This window comes from Limnoraphis robusta BA-68 BA1, assembly GCF_034932365.1.
Classification (GTDB): Bacteria; Cyanobacteriota; Cyanobacteriia; order Cyanobacteriales; family Microcoleaceae; genus Capilliphycus; species Capilliphycus robustus.
This window is the reverse complement of sequence record NZ_JAYGHR010000004.1, coordinates 135,110-158,008: the sequence shown is the minus strand read 5'-3', so window position 1 is coordinate 158,008 and position 22,899 is coordinate 135,110. Positions and strand designations below refer to the sequence as shown.

Genomic DNA, 22,899 nt, shown 5'->3' with positions numbered 1-22,899 from the left:
AATACTCTAAAGCTCTGTAAAGTCCTTGCTGGTCTACAATAGAGGTAAATCCAGAGTTGCTTAAATTTAGGCTTAATCATTCCTATCAAGACAACTTATGTAACATTTCTTAATATTGCCGCTATAATGATTCGTGTGAGTAAGCGAGCAAAGGAATGGTACAAGCTTTGTTTGGAAGCACTCCTTTTCAGACCCAAGGTGGCGATCGCGTCGTCAGCAAAGTTGTTGGTGCGGCGATCGCAGCCCTATTCAAACGTTCTGAAAAAATTGAAGCCAACGTCCGGGCTGAACCCGTAGCCAAGTTGTTACAGGGTAGTGTAGATGGCTTTGACTTCATCGGCCAAGGAATGCTGATGTACAACGGGCTTCGTATTGCCGTAATGGAACTCTACCTGCAAGCCGTATCAATTGACTTTGGTGCAATCTTTGCAGGTCAGGTGAAGTTGCGACAACCTACTCAGGCGACGATGCGAGTTGTATTGACCGAGGAAGATTTAACGTCTTCGTTCAATACTCCCTTTATCATCGAAAAATTGCAACGACTGCAATATCAGGGCCAACCGTTGAAGTTTAGCAACACGCAGATGCGAATCACTCCAGACAAAAAGTTTAATCTGCAATCTCAGGTTCGATTGGGTGATTCTGATCAGCCGATTATGGTGGACTTTACCAGCCTTGTCGAGGTTCAAGATCGTCGTCAGATCCGATTTGTCGATGTGTCTTATCAAGGCAATGAAGAGGCGGTAAGTCTAGGTCAGGCATTAATTGATCACGTGAATAACTTGCTAGACTTAGACAAATTTGCTCTGGATGGTACGTCATTGCGGATTGATCGATTCCGAATTCAAAATCAATCTCTAATCTTTTATGGAGCGGCTCAAATTAACCAATTTCCGCAGATGAAAAAACGTTAGAGGTTAACAGAATTGAAAGGTGTCGCTATTACTCGGTTTCCTCGTGGTACTGTAATCTTTGACGGGTTACACGAGGCAATAAACACAATCCTACCGCTATTGCCAAAGCGAGGAATATCGAGAGGCGATTGCTTCCTTCAATTGCCTGTTTTCCGCTAATCCCTAACCAAGTGTAGGTAAACGTTCCTGGAATAATTCCCAAGAATGTTCCTAAAACATAGGGTTTCCATTGAATTACAGTCAGTCCAAATAAAAAATTGGCAAGATTAAAAGGGAAAATGGGAGCTAACCGCACAAATAGCACAAACTTCAAGGGATTTTTCAGGCTAGCTCGATGGAATTTTCTCAATGCACGATGATGGCTAAACGTTTTTTGCGCCCAATTTTGTAACAAGTATCGAGTCACCCCAAATGCTGCAATCGCTCCCATTGTTGCAGCAATCACTGACCAAAACGTTCCCCAAACTAGACCCCAAAAGATTCCCCCAGCCATTGTTAACGGAATCGCAGGAATTCCGACGATAGTTAAGAGGATATAGAGCAGAATATATCCCAAAACTGCCCAATTTCCTAATTTTTCTATCGAATTTGTCAACGAAACGGGATCAAGACTCTCAAATTTCCAAGGGCTAAAATAAGCAATCCACAAGAGGCTAGTTAGGCTGAGAGTTAACCAAAACCGTTGACTTTTGATCCGTTTTTTTAATGTGAGGAGGGGCATTGTTTGTTAGCTTTGCTCTTCTGAAATTTTTTCATTCAATGCTTGGCGAGCAATTTTCGTAACGTAAACCGTAACGGCAACTGTCGCCATTAAACCCACTCCATAAAGAATCCATTCTCCTGTAGTTTTAGAGCGTCCTTCTACTCCTAAAGTTGCTAATTCTCCCGCTAAAGAACCGATATAAACATACATCAGGGTTCCGGGAATCATGCCTATCCAAGAAGCAATTACATAGTCACGTAGAGAAACTTTTGTTAACCCAAAAGAATAATTGAGTAAGTTAAAAGGGAAAATCGGGGAGAGTCGAGTTAACCCCACGATTTTCCAACCTTCTCGGGCGACTGCTTCATCAATGGCTTTAAATTTATCATTTTCGGCGATTTTTTCAGCAACCCAACCGCGTGCTAAATATCGACCCACTAAAAAGGCACAAGTTGCACCGACGACTGAACCAATAGAGACACAAATTGAGCCTGTAATCACCCCAAATATTGCACCTGCTCCCAAAGTTAAAATCGAACCAGGAAGAAATAATACAGTTGCCAGAATATAGACGAAAATCAGTGCAACTGGCCCCCAATACCCGAGATTAGCAATCCAGTCTAGAGTCTGTTTGAGATAATCTTGGATTAATGAGAAAGAATCAGAGAGATTGAAGAAGTTTTCCGCCAAAATAATCAAGATTGTCACTCCAATACCTAACCCTATTAATTTTAAAGGTTTGGAGATTTTTTGGGGTCTTTTTAGAGGGTTTTCTGAATCATTCATCTGAGAAGTTTTAACTCCATAATATTAAACTAAGGCACCGCCACAGCTTGAACCACATCCTGCGGTACACCCATAACAAAAGGGTGCGGTTTTGATCTCTCGAATCACATCTAAGCTGTCAAACTCTAGTAGTTTTTTGACGGTTAGGAGTTCATCGGTTGAGGTACGAGCCGGAATATTTTCCATTTGATTGAAGTCACAATCATAAATATTTCCCTGGTAGTCAATAGAAAGTTGATTTCTACACATTAAATGTTCAACGGTATTTGAGTTGTAATGTTCTTTTAAAAAAGCGAGATAAGGTTGATGAATATTTTGATGTTTGAGATATTCTTTCGTGCGGCCAATCGGTAAATTAGTAATGGTAAAGAGTTGATTAAAATCGAGATCAAAGTGTTGTTTGAGATAGCGTTTATAAGCTGCTTCGAGTTGATGCTGTTCTGGAGGTAAAGAAAAAGATTGGGTTTGAGGCAAGGCGGGATTATACACTAAATCTAGCACCAGATTTTGTTGTCTACCATACCCGAGCTGATTCAAGCATTGAATGGCGGCAATTGAATCTTGGTAAACTCCCTTACCTCTCATTTTGTCTACGTTATCTTCCAAATAGCAGGGCAAAGATGCTATAATCCTGAGCTGATACTGAGCGCAATACTCGGGAAGATCTTGAAATCCATCAACAAAATAAATTGTTAGATTAGAGCGAACAATGACTTCTTTTTCCTGAGATCGTGCGGCTTCCACTAAAGGTTTAAAGCCGTAATTCATCTCAGGCGCTCCCCCAGTCAAATCAACGGTTTGAATCTGAGGAAAACGATGAATCAGTTCGATCAATTGATCGCAGATTTCTGGAGAGAGTTCTTCTGTTCGTTTGGGGCTAGCTTCGACATGACAGTGACGACAAGCAAGATTACATCGCTTACCCAAGTTAATTTGTAAAACCGAAATCGGTTGTTTGAGGAGGGGAGAACCTAATTTATGATGAAATGGTGTAGAAGTTGTTTGTAGCATAATTTAATCCGGTTTGGAGTAACACATTATGAATGATGGTAGCAGTAGACTTGGATAAACTTCAATCTAAACACTCTAATATTGAGTGCTTTTGAGCTGTGGATCGAGTATGTTGGTATTTCCAGTTGTTTTTGATCCTATTTGAGTGAATTCTGTTCCTATTCAAAACCAGTCAACTTAATTTACCCTGAGAAAAATCTGAGGATTCGATAATATATCGTGAGGTAAGATGCAAATATTTCCAGACGAACTAGATTGTTAGTTTTTGGTTTTCTCCCTATCCCTGCCGTTACTAGCTTTAGATCTCTTCCTAAGCTATTGGTTTTAAGACTTGAAGACTCTCTCCTTTGAGTGCCATCTGTTGTTAACCTCAAATATGCAAACTATCCATCCTGAATCAAAAGTCATTATCGCCTGGGAATCTATAATTGTTTTAGTTAGCCTCTACAATTATCTTTCGATTCCATTTAGAATTGCCTTTAAAACTGAAGCTGATGGCATCTGGTTAATCTTGGATTTATTAAGTGACACTGTATTAATTGCTGATATATTTCTGCGATTTAAGATTGGATATATCGATCAGGGAGAGTTCATTACAGACAGACAAAAGATTCGTAAAAATTACCGTTCAACCGATCTTAAAATTAATTTAATTGCCAGCTTACCCATCGATTTTATTGTCAGAATTTTTATTTCGCCTGTTCCGGGCTATGTCATCGGAATTATTAGATTTCCTCGACTTTTACGGGGATTTCAATGTTTGGGAATTTTTAGACGATGGGAAAACAATGTGAATGTTAATCCAGTGGTTATCCGCATGATTAACTTAGTTGTTACTATTTTTCTCATCGATCATTGGGTTGCTTGCTTGTGGTTTTTTATTGGAGAGGTTGCTCAGATTTCGGGTGAATCTTGGTTAACCAATGCTTCTTTAGAATCCGCTCGTACCAGTACCCAATATCTCAATTCACTCTATTGGTCAATTACCACTTTAACCACAGTTGGCTATGGAGATATTACCCCAACGAACGACCTAGAAATTGTATTTACTTTAGTGATTATGTTTTTGGGAGTGTCAATGTATGCGTTTATTATTGGTAATGTTGCCTCTCTCATTGCAAATTTAGACGCAAATCAAGGGCGATTTCGGGAAAAACTCGATCAAATTCAAGCGTATATGCGTGAGCGCCGAATCCCCGCTATATTGCAGCAACAGGTGAGAGATTATTATCAATATATGTGGGAATATAGCCATGATGCTTCGATGGAATTAGACTTTTTAGATGAACTCCCTCACTCGATCAAAACTCGAATTTATCTTCATCTCCATCAAGAACTCTTAGAAAAAGTTCCTCTGTTTCAAGACGCAGATAAAGGTTTTATAGAAGACTTGGTAATTAAATTAAAACCTCGAATCTTACCCCCAAATGATTATATCATCCGAGAAGAACAACTAGGCCATGAAATGTATTTTATCAAGCGAGGAGAAGTCATTGCTTTTTCTGAAAAAACAGGTCGAGTTTATCGCACGATGACAGCAGGGATGTTCTTTGGTGAAATTGCGCTTTTGTACTCCAGTCGCCGAACCGCTTCAGTGAAAACTCAAACCTATTGCGAACTTTTTGTTTTATACAAAGAAGACTTTGATCAAGTATTAGAAAACTATCCTCGATTTTGGGAAAAAATCAAAGAAATTGCTGAACAACGCTTTCAAACGAAGTAATGAATTTTCAGTTTTATTTAACTTGTTCAAGGGAAGGCTGAGGCGGTTGTCCGGTAATATCAAATCGATTGAGAATATAAATAATTCCAGTTGCAACAATCGCCCCAATTAACAAACCAATAACCACCAAAAAAATGAATGATCGGCGAATCACTTTAATCGTTTCTGGATGGGGTTCTTGAACTTCTACATCTTCGATAGGTGGTAAATTTGGATGATGATTATTCAGTGTATTTAAATGCTCACCTGAACCCTGACCATTATCGGGATTGGGATTTGGATTTGAAAATAAATTCATTGTAACTTCCTGTTTGAGATTTCAGTTGAAAAGGTTGAGATAAAATAGATCATCAAACAATCGATTAATTTAATGTGACGGCTCGACACCCTAAGCTAACGCTATAGGGGTCGCTTCTCTTGGATATTTCCTAGAGCGTTTTATAGTGAGTTTCGCGCCCAGACCCACTTTTTTAATCAAGATGGCACTGTTTAAATCCCGGTCAAGTTCGGTCAAACAATAAGGACAACTATGCCATCTTTCCGATAATCCTTTGGGTACAATGTTGAGGCAGGTTGAACAGAATTGAGATGTATTTCTAGGGTTGACTTTGACAACTTTCACTCCAGCATTTTCGGCTTTGAATGAGAGTATTTCGATAAATTGACCTAGACCCGCATCCGCAAAACTTTTATTCAATCCAGATTTAGCGGCTTGACCATTGGGCAAATATTTCCCAGTTTCATCCTGTTTAGGTTTGCATCGCTTTGTCATATTGTGAATCTTTAAGTCTTCAATAAAGATCACATCAGACTTAGCGGTTAATTGATTAGCCTGTTCAAAATGAAACTGCTTTCTCTGCCTTTGAATTCGTTGGTGAAGCTTTGCAACCTTCCGGTACAGGAGTTTTCTAGCTCTACTTCCCTTTTTTCTTGTAGATGCTTTCTGTTGTAACTTTTCTAATTTATCTTCAGCTTTTCGGAAGTATTGAGGTATAGAAATTACTTCTCCAGTCGATAAACTCCCAAACTTTTCTAAACCTAAATCAATTCCGATACTATTGTCTTCGGTCGCTTCGATATGATCAGGGTTGAAGTCAGGAACAGTATGATCAACTAACGAAAGCGTTACATAAAAACCATCTGCTTTTTTCGTAACCAGAGCCGTTTTTATTGTAAAACCTTCCGGTATAGGTCTGTGATCAATGAGTTTAATCTTACCCAGTTTAGGAAGTTGAATGTACCCATTTTGAATACAGTCAGTTTTAACTCTGGGATAGGAAAAAGTACGGTATCGACCCTTACCTTTAAAGCGAGGTTTGCCGCTTCTATTCCCGTTGCAATCACCTTTAATATATCGGTCAAATGCCAACTTAACTCGCTTCACCATCTCCTGTAATACATCAGCATGAATATCTTTGTATTCAGGAAATAGTTGCTTAAGTCTAACTAAGTCTCGCTTTTGCCCGTAATACTCCGGCTGTTCTCGAAGCGACCGAAGATGAGAAACCAGTACCGAGCAAGCATTAACTGGGCATCTGTTCCGCTCCCACCAATCAAATCTATCCCCTAAGAGGTAGTTGTAATGGCGACGTAACAGATCAAGCCAGTGATTGATTCTGGCTTTCTGCTCAGTTGTTAGTCTTAGTCGGTACTGGTAAGCTAATCTCATGCTAGAATTGTAGCACATATCGTTTAGTGTTGTGACTGCAAAATCGCGACATACAACCGGACGTGCTGTTTCAAGCGATGCTTGCTCACTTAGTGCTTACCACTAAGTACAGAAGAAAGGTTTTAACTCAGTCCATGCTTGAACGACTTAAACAGCACATACACAATCTCTGTTCAAAGTGGAATGTCTTAGTCGTTGAATTAGAAGGCGAAGACAATCACATTCACTTGCTTTTTTCATACTACCCGCAGCTAGATTTATGCAAGTTTATCAACAACTTGAAAACTGTTACGAGTCGATTAATTCGTAAAGAATTTGAGCATGAATTAAACAAGACTTACCGAGGAAAACCTGTATTTTGGAATGGGTCTTATTTTATCGCTTCATGTGGCGGAGTTACTGTCGATGTGTTGAGAAAATACATCGAAGGACAAGAGGTTCCGGTGCATTGATCGAGATCCCGTCTGCCATTCCTCGTCACGGCAAATCGAAGATTATGCCGGACGGCTCCTGGCAGTTGAGCTGAAATCTAAAAAAGCAAGAAGGCAGGTTTAGATCAGTTGTTTGTGAGAAACATAGATTTTTGCGGAACCCGCCCTTCCAGTTTACAGTTGTGCAGTGATCAGTGCCTTCTGAATTCCCCTTCTAAGAAACAGAAGATGGACTAACTTGTTTTTGTTGAATTAGAGGAGAAAGACGGTTGAGGGCTTGTTTCACAAAAGATTGTAAAAGTGACAGTTGTTGATTTTGCTGAAATACGGTTTTCAAGGTTTGATTGAGGGCGTTAAGATTGAGAGAAAACTGACCCGTCTCCTGACTTTCTTCTAAGCTTTGGAAATATTCAACTAAACTCAAACCCGCAATCTGAGTTAAATAAGCAGCGCTCACACCTTGAACGACTCCACCCGCTACAAACGTCACCGTATTACTTTTGAGAAGCGACGTTAACGTTTGCGTGGTGAGTTCTACCAAGCCTAATTTTAACATCTGAGTGCCGATAGTTTTTGCCACTTCTTGGGCTTGTTCAAGGGAAAACTTCTGCTGATAAATTGCCCCTAAATCGATCACCAATTGAGCATTAATTGCCGCAGTTGCTAACACATCTAATACCGGAACCGGGTTCGCAAACGCTGTCGCTGCGGCGATCCATTGGTATTGTTCAATAATCGGTAAAGCCCGCTCGCGTCTGACTTGATTTAAGCCAGTTTTGACTTGGGCTTGCAAGGCTTTTGCTTGTCGGTATGTTGTCGCCCAAACTAAAGATTGCTGCTCTTGTTGTAAAATATTACTCAGGCGTTGAGTCAAAGGTAAAATTTCCGCTTGTTGGGCTTCCATCCACTCTTGAACTGAACCATCTGCTTGATGTTGACGCACTTTTACAGGACTCGGAGAAGCCGCGATCGCAATTACATCTTCGGGCTGTAATAGCCCCTGCATCGTCTCTCGCAGACGTTGTAAAATCACAGGTTGTTCTTCAACAGAAGATTGATCTTGCTTGTTCCAAACAAGTACAACCCGTTGACTTTGCAGCAACAATTGAGAAATACTTTGATATTCAGGATCAGTTACATCCCCATTGGTGAGGAAAATCACCAGATCTGCATTCGTTAATAGGTTTTGCTGTCCTTCGGGAATTTCAACCAGGGTTAACGGTTGGTTGTATTGGGGGATACCCTGTTGAGCAACCACCTGCATTAATGCTGTTTTTCCGGCGGCTTTTCCCCCCATCACCCCAATGGACAATTTTTGACGTTCCAGTTGAGCCGTTAGTTCACTCACCTGCTGCTGGAATTGAGTAATACTAGCGGTAAAATTCTCACGAGAGCGGTTTTCTTGGGCTTCTGTGGCTAATTTTTCGATCATCGTTCCCGTTTGGGCGATCGCCTGATCGACAGTTTGGCGATCAACAATTTTCGGAGTCAGGGCGGGGGTTGTTGTGGAAAACTGTTTCTGTAGCCACCAGAGTCCCGCTCCCATCGCCATTGTCCCGACTAACGCCGTTTCGCCCAACTCAGCGGCTGAGTGAGCCATACTGTTCGCTAACCAGAGTAAAAAAGAGAGTCCTATTCCACCGACTAAAATCGGGCGTTGCAATTTAACCGTCATAATAAAAAGTTGTGATAACGAATTGGAATAACTGCCTCTACCAGCTTAAATCAAAACTGGGGCTATGCTTGATGTTGTACAGGGATCAACGTAATACGCTGATAAAACTATGAGCTTAAATTTTCGATTTGCCATTGCTAGCGATCTCCATATTGCCCTATCTCATACGATTTGGGATCATCCCCATCGGTTTCATCTTGTCGAAGCCAGCATTCCGGCTTTAGAAGGGGTTCTCGAACATTTAGCAGAATGTGAGATCGACTTTTTGCTGTTACCGGGTGATTTAACCCAAGATGGAGAAATCGATAATCACGTTTGGCTGAGTGAGCGTTTAGCTAAACTTCCCTATCCGGTTTATGTCGTTCCGGGAAACCATGATGTACCCCTATCAGTCGGGAATGAACAGGTAACAGGTTTGAGTGATTTTTCCCGCTATTATCATCAGTTTGGCTATGACAATATTAACCAGTTGTACTATACCCATGAAATTTTACCGGGAGTGCGGTTAATTGGGTTAAATTCTAACATTTTTGATGAAACTGGGAAACAAATCGGTTGTCTTGATCAACCTCAGTTAGACTGGTTGCAAAAGGTGTTAGCCACGACAACCGATGAGTTAGTTCTGGTGATGTTACATCATAATGTGATCGAACATCTTCCCGGTCAAGCGACAAATCCTTTAGGCCGTCGGTATATGCTGCAAAATGCACCGCAATTGTTAGAAATACTCGCTGAAGCTAATGTACAGCTTTTGTTTACGGGTCATTTGCACGTTCAAGATATTGCTCAATGGCAAAATATCTATGAGATTACGACCGGTTCTTTGGTGAGTTATCCTCATCCTTATCGCATCTTAAACTGGCGAACAGAACCAAACGGAAAACAAGTGTTACACATTGAATCTCATCGTATCACTTCTGTCGGCGGATGGCCGGATTTACCCGAACAATCACGGGAGCGGATTGCCGATCACTCCTTTCCGTTTATGACCAAATTACTAACTAGCCCTCCTTTAAGTTTACCACAGGAACAAGCGGTTCTGTTGGCGCCGGATTTGCGTTATTTTTGGGCCGATGTTGCGGAAGGAGATGCTGAGTTACATTTTCCTAAATTCCCGACTCCAGTTCGTCGTTATTTTGAGGCGTTTAGTCGGGAACGGGCGATTGATAATAATACGTCGTTACGGCTCAGTTAAACTCGTTTAAAATGAGTTAATTCGTCTGATGTTTTGGGTTTAGTTTAAACGGTTTAAAAGGCTTGATTAACTTCTCAGAGATTCAATTGATTATTTTTCATCAAACTTTCAATATTTTAACTCAGACGGCATCAGCCGTTTTTTTCTTTTATAAAGTCTTTAGGTTTAAGAATTTGTTCAGATTTTCTGACTGATTTTTTGATGTCAAGATTTGTAAAAGTTTGACAATCTGTCTTTTTACAAAAACGGGTTGACTCTGTTAAATTGGGTCGTCATTCATTATCAGGGAAACAGTTAATGTTTATCGGGAAATATAACTGGACTACTCGCCTAATTTTAGGGTCTTCTGTAGCGGTTTTTACCGTTATTACTTCCGGTCAAGTCACCCAAGCACAAATGTCGGGTGGACACGCCGATCATCATCACTTAATGGTGGGAGTCGATGGCTTAGAAACTTTGGATAGAGATCCATTTATTGGCTTACCCAACCCCAATTATAACCGTCTTTCGATCCTATTTCCCCATCAACATGAACCCGTAGAAATCAGTCATTTTCATGCCATTGGGGTTTATAGTTATACCAGTCCTGAAGATCTAACTATTCTTCCCACCAGTACCAATAATAACCTACCTGAAGCAAGGTTTGATCTACCTCCTATTCCTCTTTTCCCCGGAACAGGGGTTTTTTCTGGTCAATATATTTCCATGAAAACCGATGAACATATGTATTCCGATCTCAAAACCCGACCTATTGCTCATCTTACAGACGATCTTGGTGATCCTTATGTTAATGCTATCTATAATACAGGAAATGGTCGCTGGCAAGGTTTACTCGGAGAGGAAACAACCATTGCTTTAGAATTAATTGAGATTACACCGGGTTTAAGGATTTCCAACTCAAAAGGTGAAGATTTGTTTGATGGTGTAGGGTATAATTATATCATTGGAACCGGAGATTATTTTTCATTTACACCGACGTTTTCTGTTGCCGAAGATGCGCCTAGTGATATTTATTCAGCAAAGTTTCGTCTATTAGACGTTACCAGTGATAGCAATCATACTGCCTTTTTACCCTCTGGAACTTTTACGCTCAATTTCAAACCTGTTCCTGAACCTTCAACCTTATTGGGTTTTGCGGGATTGGGTTTAATGATGTTAGCGAGTAAATTCACAACTAAACCCAATAAATTAGACTAAAGTTGAATCTTTTTTGAGTTGTAGCTTTTGCAGCTTGTCTTCTCTAAAGAAGAGAATATTGACTGTTTTTGAAGGCTAGCTGTAAATCTTAATTCCCCCGAACAACATGGGGGATTATTTCTGAAAAATGAGTCATTGACAAATGTGTTAATTTTGTTCATTGTTTTAGGGACTAGTTGGGAATGAGTTAAACCTCAAAATAATCTGATAGTTTTTGACTATGTTGTAACAAAGGATCTAAAGTATTGAACTGAAACCAAAACCACAGTTCTCTTTGACGAGATAATTCAATACTACCCATTAGAGCTGACGAGTAATTTTTAGACCAACTTGATAACAAGAGTTGTCCAATATTTCCGACTTTATATTTAGGAATCATATAAGTAATTCCATATTCACTCAAAGTGCTGATCACACCCATCACCCCATTAAAAAAAATATGACCAACCTCACTTAAAATTCCTTTTTCAAGTTCATCTTGATCAAGTTTACGTCGCTCTTCTGTTTCAATCATATCAATCAATAATTTAGCAGTATCCACCGGAAAAACCAGTTGAGTCATGCCGTTATAATCTCCCGAAAAAACCAGTTCCATTGCACTCATTTCAGTCAACCCGAGATGAGACTTCAGTTGAGACAATAATTCTTGTGGAGGGATAATCTCTAGTCTTTTTAATTCTAACTGAATTGGAGACTTGGCAATCGTTTCTAACATCATTTCTGTTCGTTCCAAACCGACTTTAAAAATTGGATTGAGGCGATCTAGAGATTGGGCGTTTTGGTTCATAAAATTTTCAGTAAGTTGAATAAGAGTAGCGTTTGAGTTGGGCGAGTCAGTTGATTAAACAGGTTAACCGTGTGATTTTTGAGCAAGGCTAAGAGGTAGAATTTGCCTCACTTGCGACGGAAATCACCAGAAATTCTCTAGGAAATTCATCAACAAATGAGGCGATGGAAGTCATGGCTTTAATAGCATCAACAATCAATGGGAAACGGAAGCCAAGAATAGAAAGAACCCAAAAGATTTAAGGTTGACGAACAATTCCAAACACAGAAGTATAACCATGCAAGAAAGTTTCATCTCCCACCGGGCCGATTTCTCCATTACAGAATAAACCACTCAGAGGAATATTCAGATAGCGTTGAAATAGACTACAATCGAAGTTCGGTGAGCCATAAAGCCCTTCTCCCCGTCCTAAACAAGAAAACATCAAAGCACCTGCATTTGCAGCAAGCTGAGATGAATTTGGATGTTGTTGTTGATAACGGGTGAGCAACATTTGCAAATCTTCTTTCGAGGTTTGAGCATCGCGAAGGTGAAATTGAATTCGTTGTCCAGGCCTAACGCGATCGCCAATCGCAATTGCTCCGACACGGGGATCAACACCTAACAAATTCCGAATCAGAAAATCTCCCGGTTCTAATCTTTGTTTAAATTCATCTCGAACAACCCCAATAAACAGTGAATTTTGAGCCAATTGTCGATCCGCTTCGCTTAAATCCTGGACCAATTTCTGCAAGGCTTCTAGGGGTGAGATCGGTTCACCGGAGGCGACGAAGGATAAATCATCAACATTGGACTCTTGCTCGAGTTCGAGAATAATATTCCGTTCCCCTTTTGAGACTCGATAGGGCTGACCAATCGGGCGACACCCTTGAGCAACGATAGTTTCTAAGACAATATTGCCACACAAGGCTACACCAACCGCCTGGGCTTGATAATGTTCAGAACCGTGAAAAACAGCCGTAATATTGGTTAAACGACCACTTGCCAACCCACCCACTTTGACTGAACCCGGATAAGCATAGTCGAGTCCCTGGAGTAAGTCGTTAATGCGGTTGTAAAAGGGGTCAACCAGCAAGATAAACTGAGGCTTGTCACTGGGATTGACTCCAATCAAATCAATCCAGTTTTGGGGAGGACTATCGAGATCGGGTAGTCCTTCAGAAGACAGATGAAAGGGGTGAACGTTCACACCGGGTAAATGAGCCAAACAGAGGCTTAAGGCAGGTTCCCCTTCAATTTCTTCGGCTTGGCTATGGGGATTCATACCGACAATACCGCCGCCACAACAGCCGATAATGGCCGGGATCTTCAGTCGTTCTTGTAGGAGGGGCATCAATCGAGAATATTCACTGGCAAAGGCAGAGGAGATAAACACTAAGCCCAAGTCAGGGGAAGCTTGTAATGATTGTTGAGCCTGTTCGACGACCTCCTCAATTGCGGCTTCTAAAGAAGGGCGTTTTGATAGGGCGTTGACCCATTGCATTTGTCCTGTTGTTGGTTCTACCATCTTGACTCTCCCATATCGATCTGTTGCTCACGATTGCCTCATCTTATCTAGAAATTAAGCCTCGTCCTGATCGCGCTCTCGTTCTCGTTCTGCCCAGGGTGGTTACTTTTCTGTTGTAGAGTGACCTTTACTCCATATAGAAATATAGACGATCCGTAGGTTGGGCTGCATCTGTCGTTGATCTCAATCAGCAAACCTTAAAAAATCAAGAGGAATACCGAATAGACACTTGGGCTTGAGTTATCACTGAGCAATAGTCGTTAGAATTATTAAGTGTATTCAGCAAGGTAGTCTAGTGCAATAGCCGAACTTGATAGCGTCAGAGTTTTCAGTTAGGCTTAACCCTTGTACAGAAAAATGTAATCGAGGCTAACAAACAATGAACAATAATATTGACGAATTGATTGAACAGGAGCGCGAACAAGCTCGTGCTGCTTGCGATATTCAAGGTGCGACTTCGGCAGAATGTGCAGCCGCTTGGGATGTTGTCGAGGAGCTACAAGCAGAAGCGGCTCATCAGAAACAGAAGAAACCCAAGTCTTCTTTTGAAGTCTACTGTGATGATAATCCAGATGCTGCTGAATGTCGCGTTTATGAAGATTAGACGCTGCTAAGGCTGACATTCCTTGAGTAGAATACAGGCTGTAGCACAAGCGAGCAACTGGAACTTGACGAGTGTCGAGCCAGTTGCTTACCTTTTGAGTTGATTAATATAAGTGTTAGGAAATGTTTAATATTTTACTATTGGCTGATATTCCGGTGTGGGAATCCTTAGTTTGGATGGATTATCGATTAGCGGTTCTGTTGACAGTCATTGCTCCTTTGATTTTGCTGATTTGGGCTTTTATTCAAAAGATAGATGCCATCCTGCGTTTGATGATTATCTATTGGCGTGTGTCGAGTTTACTGGGAATTACGGTTTACTTAATGATTGCCGCTTTGCCTGTGAGCTTTATCAGCTCGATTATAGCGCGAATTTTGATTCCAGTGAGTCTGTGGTTCTGGGTTGATCTCAACGAAGAACTAGAGGATATGCAATCTTCTGTTCTCAAGTTAACCTTTAAGTCCTGGCGTTGGGCGGTATCGGTTTACAATATTTTGGGTGTTTTAGCGTTTATTCCCTTTTTACGGTGTGCGTTTTTAGATACAAAAGGGTTAATTGCCGATCAAGCTTGTCGGGTTTGGTTAGATCCACCTTGGATGTACAAAGAAATTTTTCATCCGAATTTGACACCCGGATTTTTAGGATTTCTCGGACTGATGGGTTTGGTGGCGTATCTAATTTGTTTTGGCTATTTTGTTGTCGTTAAACTGGGAAGACAAGGACGTTCGGCCACAGGACATTAAACAGTTTACAGTGACCAGTAACCAGTGACCAGTGAACAGTAACCAGTGAACAGTAACCAGTGAACAGTGAACAGATAATATTGAGAACTGTGTAACTGTAAACTGTAAAAGCTGGTCACTGATAACTGATAACTGTAAACTGTAAAAGCTGGTCACTGGTCACTGTTCACTGTCTCTCCATCCTGACTAATTGGGGAGTAAAATCAATAAAGATGTCAGTGCTTCCATTACTAACAATGCAACTAAACCGCCAGCCGCTAATAAACTAATGGGAATTAAAATGGCTTGCAATAAATGCAGCGTTTGCTCAAGTTGTCGATTGTAATAATCTGCTAATTTCTGCAATGCCACATTCAGATGACCTGTTTCCTCTCCGGTGCGAATAATTTGAATGGCGATCGTAGGTAAACGCCCTTCTAGAGTTTGGCTAAAGCTATAACCTGCTGGAATTTGACCCAAGGCGATGGTGAGTGATCCTGACATTTTTGAAGACTTGGGAATGCGATCGCGAACCAGTTCAATCGCTGTTAAAACCGGAATACCACAATTGAGAGGAAGTTCAAGTTCTGCTAACTCAAGCATTGAATGGGCGGTAAAAATTCGACGAATTAAAGGGAAGCGGGGTGCCATTTTCGGGGCGACAAAGCCCAAACCCGCCAGAAGCAGCGCCACTAAAACCCAAACCAAAATCGGACTTTCGGAAGTATAAAGTAGAGTAATAATTAACCCTAAAACACTCACTAAAGTGGTAATCGCCGCTATTTTCACCGAACGGTAGAGACAGGAACGGTAATGTTGCTGTTGAGCCATTTGAGATAGACGGTAGAACATTTCTGGTAATGCACCGCTATAGTCAGCAATTTGAATCAGGCTAATTGTCCAGCGATCAAAGTAGCGAGGCGCATGAGCCAGGGCTGAAGCCAGATCTTCTCCCAAAGCAACGGCTGCACTGACTTTATTGAGATAACGAGCCAATCGAGCATCACTTTGTTGAACCAATAAGTCGATGATCTCTTGGATGCTGAAGCCACAGTTAAGCAAAGTCGCGAACTTTGAGAAGAATTGAGCCTTCTGTTGCGGGGTCATGCGTTCAAAATACTAACCCCATATTGTTGCACAGAGGGGCATCACCAGAAGATGATCGCCCATTCTTCTCAATCTCCTAAGCACCGTTACCCGCTTTGAGTTTAACCATCAACCCATTTCGTCTGGCGATCGCTTCGGGATGATTGGGTTGAAGTTCCAAAGCCACTCCGTAAGAAGCAAAGGCTTCCGAGTAGCGCTGTAAGGCTTCAAAGGTTTGTCCCCGTCTGATCCAAGCTTCACAAAAGTCAGGCTGACGTTGGATAATCCGATCATAGGTGGTAATCGCTTGTTGATATTGGTGGGTTGCTTCTAACACTCTCCCCAGCATCAAGTGTACAGAATAGTTATCCGGCCAAATTTGAATCGCTTGGCTGTAGGCTTCAAAGGCGTTAGTATACTGCTCGACTTTCTCGCTGGTTTGTCCGAGTTTGACCCAGGCTTCAAAATTATCGGGTCGCAGTTGAACGACTTTTCGATAAGCAACAATCGCTTCTGAATATCGTTCTAGCTTTTCTAAGGCTTCACCCCGTTGTAATCCTGCTTTGGTGGCTAATGTCTGATTAGCAGAGGTGAAGATCAATACTTTATCGTAAGCGATCACCGCTTCTTCGTACCGATCTAACTGTTCTAAGGCTTCACCGCGACAGTTCCAGGCTTCGAGAAAATCGGGTTCAATCTGCACGGCGTTATCATAGGCAATAATCGCCTCTTGATATTGTCCCAACTCACACAACGCCATCCCTCGTCCCAGCCAAGCTTCTGGAAACTGGGTATTGATTTGAGTGGCTTTATCAAAAGCAGCGATCGCCGAATGATATTGTCCGAGATCGAGGAGAATTTGACCCCGACTGATCCAAACCGCCGGAGAGTTGGGATTCATTTGTAACGCTTGATCTATACTACTCAAAGCAGCTTCCGGCCAGTGAAACTTCAACGCCATCCCTTTATAAAACCAGGCTTCATAATCTTGGGGTTGTAACTCAATCACTTTTTCGTAGGAGGCGACAGCTTCCGCGTATTTATGTTGTTTTTGCAAGGCGATCCCGCGATTAAACCAGGCTTGATAACTGTTGGATCTCAGCTTTAAGGCGCGATCATAAGAACCAACGGCTTCGGAATACTTGTATTGGTTCATCAGCATTTCGCCGCGATTAAACCAAGCCTCAAAGTTATCGGGTTGTAACTGTACGGCGCGATCATAGGAAGCTACAGCATCGGCGTAACGTTCTTCATTCATCAACGCATTGCCCTGATGGTACCAAATCGCGGACATATCTGGTTTGATCTCAATGGCTCTTTTATAAGAGGCTGCTGCGGCTGGAAATTTAAAAGTTGCTTCTAGGGACAGTCCTCGTTCGTACCAGGCTTCAAAGTTTTCCGGTTCGATTTTAATTGCTTTGTCAAAGGAGGCGATCGCTTCAGAATGGCGTTCTAATTTTGATAAGGTGATCCCGCGAAATGTCCATCCCCAATAATCTTTGGGTTTGATTTTGATGGCATGATCATAGGAAGCCAATGCTTCTTTGTAGCGTTGCATCTTTCTCAGAGCGTTTCCGCGTCTCAGCCAACCTGCATACCAGTCTGACTTGTATTGAATGGCTTGGTCATAGTGGAAAAATGCCGCTTCAAAGCGTTCGAGGGCGTATAAGCGATTTCCCCGCCTAAATTCGGGATATGCTCTAAAGATGGCGAATAGTCCGAACTGAGATTTGGCTGGGGGTTTTGGGCGAGATGTTGATTCTAAAGGGAAGGCTAGGGAGGTTGATTCTTCTGGCATTTGCCACCTGCTGACTTCTGAGTGCTGACTTTTGATTTTTCTATTTTAATTGCCTAGAGAACAAGGATTCACAATATCAGCAAACAGTGAACAGTGAACAGTGAACAGTGACCAGTGACCAGTGACCAGCGCAAACTTGGGACCCGGCGGAATAGTCGGTAGCGCAAAGTCCGATCTTGGCGGTTTCCGTCAAGAAGCGCAAACTCCGTTGCGCGGGTTCCCCGCGTTGTAGGAAGTTTGCAAGAGAGGAACTTTGCAATCTTAGCAAAGTTTGTAAGAGAGTGAACAGTAACCAGTGACCGCCGCAAGGAACGCGCTGTCCCCTGTAACCTATTTTGGGTTTGACGATCAAGATAATTTATGTTATTTTAGATACAGAAAAAACAAAATAATTTTTGTCAACCCCTAAAAGATATAAATAGTTTATCTAATATATAGATTTTATTTATAGTTTTGATTCAAATAACGACATAAATCTCTCCTAATAGGGCAAGATGGTTCATGGGAGTTGTCATGCTGTTGCTTCACCACCTAAGTTTTTCCTCTGATGGACTTCAGCATCTCCAAGATTTAGCGGGTTCACTCCTCACCCAATCTCACATTGCTATTCGGATCTGATCGATAAAGTGCTGTAGACCCTAATAGCAGGAGTCACTTGCATTTTGTCGGCATAGGATGAGTTAACTAATGAATATCGCATATTATACAATGCCCCATCTAGCTCTAGCTAGTCGGGTGAAATCTCACGGACAAAATGCCTCTGAAGGCATCTCAAACAGCTTAAAGCGGTTCCTGAGTTCAAAGCCTCAATTAGCCCCTCTCAAACCCCTCCGACAGTGGCTAGAGAATATTGAGATTAAAGATCCTAAACTCGCCAAGCTTTTATGTCAACTGATTCCGTCTCAATGCCCTTTTGAGCGTAAAATTCAGTTCAGAGGTCGAGTTCTGGTTCATATTCCCCCCTTATGCAAACTCAACCCCGTTTATGAGGAAGTTGTTGGCTTACGGTTTCGAGCGTTGTGTTACCTAGCTGATGAATGTGGGGAAGATATTACACCCTACTGTACCAACTGAAAGCGAGGAATGAGAACCAGTTACCAGTGGTAGGAGCGGGTTCTCTCAAAAATCTATCTTAAATGTCACGTGAGGACTCCCGCTATAGCCGACAGGGCCGTTTCATTCTAAAATTTTGCGATCGCTAAACCTTTGATGGGGGGCAAGTTTTAGGCTCTATTTAAACAGAAAATATCAAAACTGTTGAAATAATCCTCCTTTTCTTTACAGAGAAAGGCTTTTAAGATTTGGCGATCGCATTTTTGAACCGAGAATGAAACAGCCCTGCGCTATAGCCGAAGGTTTAGCGGTGAGATGAATCGTGACCAACAAAAAACGTCCGCACCGAAATCCTTACATAAGCAGCAATTTTGTGTAGAGTTTGCTAAAATTAGCTCCGGCGACTTACACAAAGCCAATGCTTACTCTGACCTACGAGTACAAATTAGAACCAAGCCAACAGCAGACAGAGATGATTGAACAGACTCTCGATGTTTGCCGTTGTGTGATGGCGCAGGAATGATCTTTGTAGAAGATATTAACTTCCGGTCTTGGCAAAGGGGAATGCTGTCTAAACCCGCGGCTGATGCCGGATTTGGACAATTCATTGAAATCCTGCAATGGGTATGTTGGAAGCGGGATGTCTACTTTGCGAAGGTGAATAAGGATGGAACTTCCCAACAATGTTCTCAATGTGGAGCGCACACTGGGAAAAAGACTTTGGATGTTAGGGTTCATCATTGTCCTGAATGCGGATACATTGGGTCGAGAGATGTATTGACATACTCCCCATTTCTAAAGAAAGGGGATTCTCCAAGCCTCACGGCTTTGGATTACTGATTCATTGACAACCCTTACAGCAAGCTAGTTTCCTAACCTACTCCAGAGGGGTGAGTCTCCCCAGTCGTTCATCTCATTTCAGAGATAGTTTCGGTATGCCCTACCGTACTTGAGAAAAAAATGCTTGATTCTCTGTACTTGGTGCTTTAAGGTTTTATATGGCCAAAGCATTCCTGGCAAGAACCCCATACCTTAAGTTTTCAAGGTTCATTGCATCGATTAGATGCTGGGTTTTTCAACTGGTTGAATACCCTGCCAGTAGAGTTATTATAGCATTAGAAAGAGCCTTATATCCCCATACCTAAAAGGCAGAGGCGTGTGCGGCAATTTTTGGTAAGTGCTGAAGTTGTCAGAAATCGAGGTGTTGCTGGGCTTGCCGAAGCACTGTCTGCGGTCGGGCAGATCGTGGACATTAAAGAAAATGCCTGTGGAGACGGGCTGACGGGGGCGAAGGAAACTTTGTCTAGTCAAGTGTCTAGAAAGCAGGAAATCTTGACTGTGAAGTTAGGAATCTCCAGTCATAGCGCGTAGCGTTTGACGGGGGAGGATGTCAAGTCTCTAAACAAATAGCCTAAATCAACCACCCGTTTTTTAAAGCCACTGGCTTGAAAAAATACTCCCTACCGCCAAACGCACTCGTTTGATATCTTCTTTCAACAACGGCGGCCATTCGATGCCCCGACTACGACCTTCTTCAAACAGGAGGTGGCTTTCTAGAGCCAACTGATACAAAGCAGAAACCAATTCTCGTTCTAGGGTAGAACTGTCTTTAGCCCCATCAAAGACTATTTTCAACGCTAACAAAATAGACGTGAGTTGACCGGGTATTGGTGGCAAGCCCTGCTTGAGGCGGAGCAGAAAAGCATCGGGGTTTTTTTGGGTTTCTAGGGCTTTTCCTTGAGTAATCAGGAAGTTACGGGCTGTTTTATAATCCATAGAATTTTCAATGCTTGATCACGAATTAGTCAGTCATTTAGTCATTGATTCTCCTGACTCGACTTAAGTTTTCCACAAAACTTTTCCACTTTTCCACAAACTTTTTGAGATTTTCCACAAAGTATAACCTGTTCTTAAGCTCTCTCTGAATTTTTCTTAACGTTTTGCGGAAAGCGGATATTAGTCTAAAAATTAGAGGGAAAAGGCAACAGACAATCATCCAAAAGGGAAAAAACAGTTCATTGTTAACGGGTGACTGAAAGGCTGTTGCCTAGAGGGGGCAGGTTTTTACAGTTTACAGTTATCAGTTATACAGTGACCAGCTTTTACAGTTTACAGTTATCAGTTATCTGTTACCAGCTTTTACAGTTTACAGTTACACAGTTCTCAATATTATCTGTTCACTGGTTACTGGTCACTGTTCACTGTTCACTGTTCACTGGTCACTGGTCACTGGTCACTGTTCACTGTTCACTGTAAAAACCCGCCCCTACAGCGTCTATTTCGTCTGGGTTTTTATTCCCATTCGATGGTTCCAGGCGGCTTAGAGGTAATATCATAAACGACCCGGTTAACCCCTTCTACCTCATTTACCATGCGGTTTGAGATGATTTCTAATAAATCATAGGGAACCCGTGACCAGTCGGCTGTCATCCCATCTTCACTGGAGACAAACCGTAGAACCACTGGATGAGCGTAGGTGCGTTGATCTCCCATGACGCCAACACTGCGAACCGGAAGTAACACAGCAAAAGCTTGCCAAAAATCGTGGTAAATTCCTTGCTTATTGATTTCATCTCGAACGACAAAATCAGCATCTCGCAAAATTCGCAGACGTTCAGGCGTGACTTCACCGATAATCCGAATGGCCAATCCGGGGCCAGGGAAAGGATGACGGCGCACAATTTCTTCGGGTAAACCAATGGAACGTCCGACTTTGCGAACTTCATCTTTAAACAGTTTCCGCAGGGGTTCAATCAGTTTAAAGCGTAAATCTTTGGGTAAACCGCCAACGTTATGATGACTCTTGATCTTAACGGCGACTCGTTCCCCGGTTTGCGGATCAACATTTGTATCGGCGGACTCGATCACATCGGGATAAAGGGTTCCTTGAGCAAGATAATCAAATGGCCCGAGTCGGCTTGATTCTTCTTCAAAGACTTCGATAAATTCGTGACCGATAATTTTACGTTTTTCTTCGGGGTCTGTCACGCCTTGAAGTTTGGTGAGAAACCGTTCGCGGGCGTTAACGTATTGTACGGGAATGTGGAACTGTTCTTCAAAGAGTTTAACCAGGCGTTCGGGTTCGTATTTCCGCATGAACCCTTGATCAATAAACATACAGGTGAGATTATCACCAATAGCACGGTGCATCAAAAACGCTAAAGTTGAGGAGTCAACCCCACCAGAAAGCGCTAGTAATACCCGTTTATCGCCGACTTTGGCGCGAACTTCCCGAATGGCTTCTTCGACAAAGGCTTCGGTTGTCCAAGTGGGTTGACAGTGGCAAATGTGATAGACGAAATTCCGAATGAGGGCTAAACCGCCAACGGAGTGAACAACTTCGGGATGAAACTGGACTCCGTAGAGTTTCCGTTCGTGTTCTGCGATCGCCGCACAGGGTGTATTCTCTGTATGGGCGAGAATTTCAAAGCTAGTGGGTAACTGAGTACAGGAGTCGGCGTGACTCATCCACATGGTTGAGCCATTTTCGACGTTGGTGAGTAAATCAGTAGGATCGTCAATAAACAGAGAGGCTTTCCCGTATTCGGCGCGTTGAGCGCGTTCGACTTGGCCGCCAAGCTGTTGTACCATCAATTGCATCCCATAACAGACGCCCAAAATGGGAATACCCAGGTTCCAGATCTCGGGATCGCAATGGGGCGCACCTTGATCGTAGACCGAATTAGGGCCGCCAGATAGTATAATACCTTGGGGGTTTAAGGTAGCGAGTTGTTCGGCGGTGGTGCGATAGGAGATGACTTCGGAATAGACTTCTGTTTCTCGAATGCGGCGAGCAATTAGCTCTGAATATTGAGAACCGAAATCAAGGATTACGATCATTTGTCGGTTTACTTCCCCAACAGTAGGGTTGTTCGATTGGGGTTGAGTTAGTGTCTCGGTCTGGGGAGCCATATCGACGTTGAGAGTGGTGAATAAATAAGAACTTGGATAACTATAACCAGACCCTCTCTATGTCCGCCTATTTCAGCAAATAGAGAGGGTGCTTTCTGTTACCTACTGAGCGAGGAACAGATCAAA

Annotated in this window: 21 protein-coding genes and 1 pseudogene; 10 read left to right on the top strand and 12 right to left on the bottom strand. The window is 42.3% G+C overall.

Annotation, left to right across the window (positions count from 1 at the left end; genetic code table 11):
- Positions 1-155: 155 nt before the first annotated feature.
- A complete protein-coding gene (locus tag VB836_RS03740; RefSeq protein ID WP_046281918.1) occupies positions 156-914 on the top strand; it encodes an LmeA family phospholipid-binding protein in 759 nt (252 codons plus the stop codon).
- 28 nt (positions 915-942) lie between these two features.
- Here VB836_RS03740 and VB836_RS03735 read toward each other — a convergent pair whose 3' ends face one another.
- Genes VB836_RS03735 through arsS form a run of 3 tightly spaced genes read right to left on the bottom strand, consistent with a single transcriptional unit; the run spans position 943 to position 3,414 of the window.
- Positions 943-1,635, bottom strand: a complete 693-nt coding sequence (locus tag VB836_RS03735) for a TVP38/TMEM64 family protein (protein WP_323218060.1) — start codon at positions 1,633-1,635, stop codon at positions 943-945.
- Between the two features lie 6 nt (positions 1,636-1,641).
- Positions 1,642-2,403: a TVP38/TMEM64 family protein gene (locus VB836_RS03730; protein ID WP_323218059.1), complete on the bottom strand. Its 762-nt coding sequence runs from the start codon at positions 2,401-2,403 to the stop codon at positions 1,642-1,644.
- A gap of 24 nt (positions 2,404-2,427) precedes the next feature.
- Complete coding sequence (gene arsS / locus VB836_RS03725; RefSeq protein ID WP_323218058.1) at positions 2,428-3,414, bottom strand: arsenosugar biosynthesis radical SAM (seleno)protein ArsS; 987 nt, start codon at positions 3,412-3,414, stop codon at positions 2,428-2,430.
- A 376-nt stretch (positions 3,415-3,790) separates the two neighbouring features.
- Between arsS and VB836_RS03720 the strand changes: the two genes are divergently transcribed.
- Positions 3,791-5,137 (top strand): ion transporter, encoded by a 1,347-nt coding sequence (locus tag VB836_RS03720; protein ID WP_323218057.1) that lies wholly within the window; start codon positions 3,791-3,793, stop codon positions 5,135-5,137.
- A 13-nt stretch (positions 5,138-5,150) separates the two neighbouring features.
- Here VB836_RS03720 and VB836_RS03715 read toward each other — a convergent pair whose 3' ends face one another.
- The gene (locus VB836_RS03715) at positions 5,151-5,435 is read right to left on the bottom strand and encodes a hypothetical protein (RefSeq protein ID WP_323218056.1); all 285 of its coding nucleotides are present in this window, start codon (positions 5,433-5,435) and stop codon (positions 5,151-5,153) included.
- A 90-nt stretch (positions 5,436-5,525) separates the two neighbouring features.
- Complete coding sequence (locus VB836_RS03710; protein ID WP_323218054.1) at positions 5,526-6,806, bottom strand: RNA-guided endonuclease InsQ/TnpB family protein; 1,281 nt, start codon at positions 6,804-6,806, stop codon at positions 5,526-5,528.
- Positions 6,807-6,837: 31 nt separating this feature from the next.
- Here VB836_RS03710 and tnpA point away from each other — a divergent pair.
- A pseudogene (tnpA, locus tag VB836_RS03705) lies at positions 6,838-7,258 on the top strand (IS200/IS605 family transposase).
- Between the two features lie 193 nt (positions 7,259-7,451).
- On the opposite strand, the gene VB836_RS03700 reads toward tnpA, so the two are convergent.
- Entirely contained in the window at positions 7,452-8,912 is a 1,461-nt protein-coding gene (locus tag VB836_RS03700) for a slr1306 family protein (RefSeq protein ID WP_323218052.1), read from the bottom strand.
- Positions 8,913-9,021: 109 nt separating this feature from the next.
- Here VB836_RS03700 and VB836_RS03695 point away from each other — a divergent pair, with 109 nt between their 5' ends.
- A complete protein-coding gene (locus VB836_RS03695; protein ID WP_323218050.1) occupies positions 9,022-10,107 on the top strand; it encodes a metallophosphoesterase family protein in 1,086 nt (361 codons plus the stop codon).
- 297 nt (positions 10,108-10,404) lie between these two features.
- Positions 10,405-11,304: an all3515 family Zur-repressed PEP-CTERM protein gene (locus VB836_RS03690; protein ID WP_323218049.1), complete on the top strand. Its 900-nt coding sequence runs from the start codon at positions 10,405-10,407 to the stop codon at positions 11,302-11,304.
- 187 nt (positions 11,305-11,491) lie between these two features.
- Here VB836_RS03690 and VB836_RS03685 read toward each other — a convergent pair whose 3' ends face one another.
- Both VB836_RS03685 and VB836_RS03680 read right to left on the bottom strand, forming a co-directional pair.
- Positions 11,492-12,091, bottom strand: coding sequence for a hypothetical protein (locus tag VB836_RS03685; RefSeq protein ID WP_049557796.1), 600 nt, complete (start codon positions 12,089-12,091; stop codon positions 11,492-11,494).
- A 238-nt stretch (positions 12,092-12,329) separates the two neighbouring features.
- On the bottom strand, positions 12,330-13,574 hold the full coding sequence (locus VB836_RS03680; RefSeq protein WP_323218086.1) for an FIST signal transduction protein: 1,245 nt from the start codon (positions 13,572-13,574) through the stop codon (positions 12,330-12,332).
- A gap of 403 nt (positions 13,575-13,977) precedes the next feature.
- Here VB836_RS03680 and VB836_RS03675 point away from each other — a divergent pair, with 403 nt between their 5' ends.
- Positions 13,978-14,202 carry a Calvin cycle protein CP12 gene (locus tag VB836_RS03675; RefSeq protein ID WP_046281928.1) on the top strand — a complete coding sequence of 75 codons (225 nt, stop codon included), beginning with the start codon at positions 13,978-13,980 and terminating at the stop codon, positions 14,200-14,202.
- Positions 14,203-14,324: 122 nt separating this feature from the next.
- Positions 14,325-14,945, top strand: coding sequence for a DUF3177 family protein (locus tag VB836_RS03670; protein WP_323218048.1), 621 nt, complete (start codon positions 14,325-14,327; stop codon positions 14,943-14,945).
- Between the two features lie 186 nt (positions 14,946-15,131).
- On the opposite strand, the gene VB836_RS03665 is transcribed toward VB836_RS03670, so the two are convergent.
- Positions 15,132-16,031 (bottom strand): type II secretion system F family protein, encoded by a 900-nt coding sequence (locus VB836_RS03665; protein WP_046281930.1) that lies wholly within the window; start codon positions 16,029-16,031, stop codon positions 15,132-15,134.
- 76 nt (positions 16,032-16,107) lie between these two features.
- Positions 16,108-17,808, bottom strand: coding sequence for a tetratricopeptide repeat protein (locus VB836_RS03660; RefSeq protein ID WP_323218047.1), 1,701 nt, complete (start codon positions 17,806-17,808; stop codon positions 16,108-16,110).
- Positions 17,809-18,495: 687 nt separating this feature from the next.
- Between VB836_RS03660 and VB836_RS03655 the strand changes: the two genes are divergently transcribed.
- From VB836_RS03655 to VB836_RS03645, 3 genes are all read left to right on the top strand, one after another.
- The gene (locus tag VB836_RS03655) at positions 18,496-18,882 is read left to right on the top strand and encodes a Mo-dependent nitrogenase C-terminal domain-containing protein (RefSeq protein WP_046281932.1); all 387 of its coding nucleotides are present in this window, start codon (positions 18,496-18,498) and stop codon (positions 18,880-18,882) included.
- A 397-nt stretch (positions 18,883-19,279) separates the two neighbouring features.
- Positions 19,280-19,384 (top strand): helix-turn-helix domain-containing protein, encoded by a 105-nt coding sequence (locus VB836_RS03650; protein WP_323218046.1) that lies wholly within the window; start codon positions 19,280-19,282, stop codon positions 19,382-19,384.
- 41 nt (positions 19,385-19,425) lie between these two features.
- Positions 19,426-19,701 carry a transposase gene (locus VB836_RS03645; RefSeq protein ID WP_323218045.1) on the top strand — a complete coding sequence of 92 codons (276 nt, stop codon included), beginning with the start codon at positions 19,426-19,428 and terminating at the stop codon, positions 19,699-19,701.
- A 591-nt stretch (positions 19,702-20,292) separates the two neighbouring features.
- On the opposite strand, the gene VB836_RS03640 is transcribed toward VB836_RS03645, so the two are convergent.
- Both VB836_RS03640 and guaA read right to left on the bottom strand, forming a co-directional pair.
- Positions 20,293-20,637 (bottom strand): hypothetical protein, encoded by a 345-nt coding sequence (locus VB836_RS03640; RefSeq protein ID WP_046281933.1) that lies wholly within the window; start codon positions 20,635-20,637, stop codon positions 20,293-20,295.
- Positions 20,638-21,153: 516 nt separating this feature from the next.
- A complete protein-coding gene (guaA, locus tag VB836_RS03635; RefSeq protein WP_046281934.1) occupies positions 21,154-22,773 on the bottom strand; it encodes a glutamine-hydrolyzing GMP synthase in 1,620 nt (539 codons plus the stop codon).
- Positions 22,774-22,899: the final 126 nt, after the last annotated feature.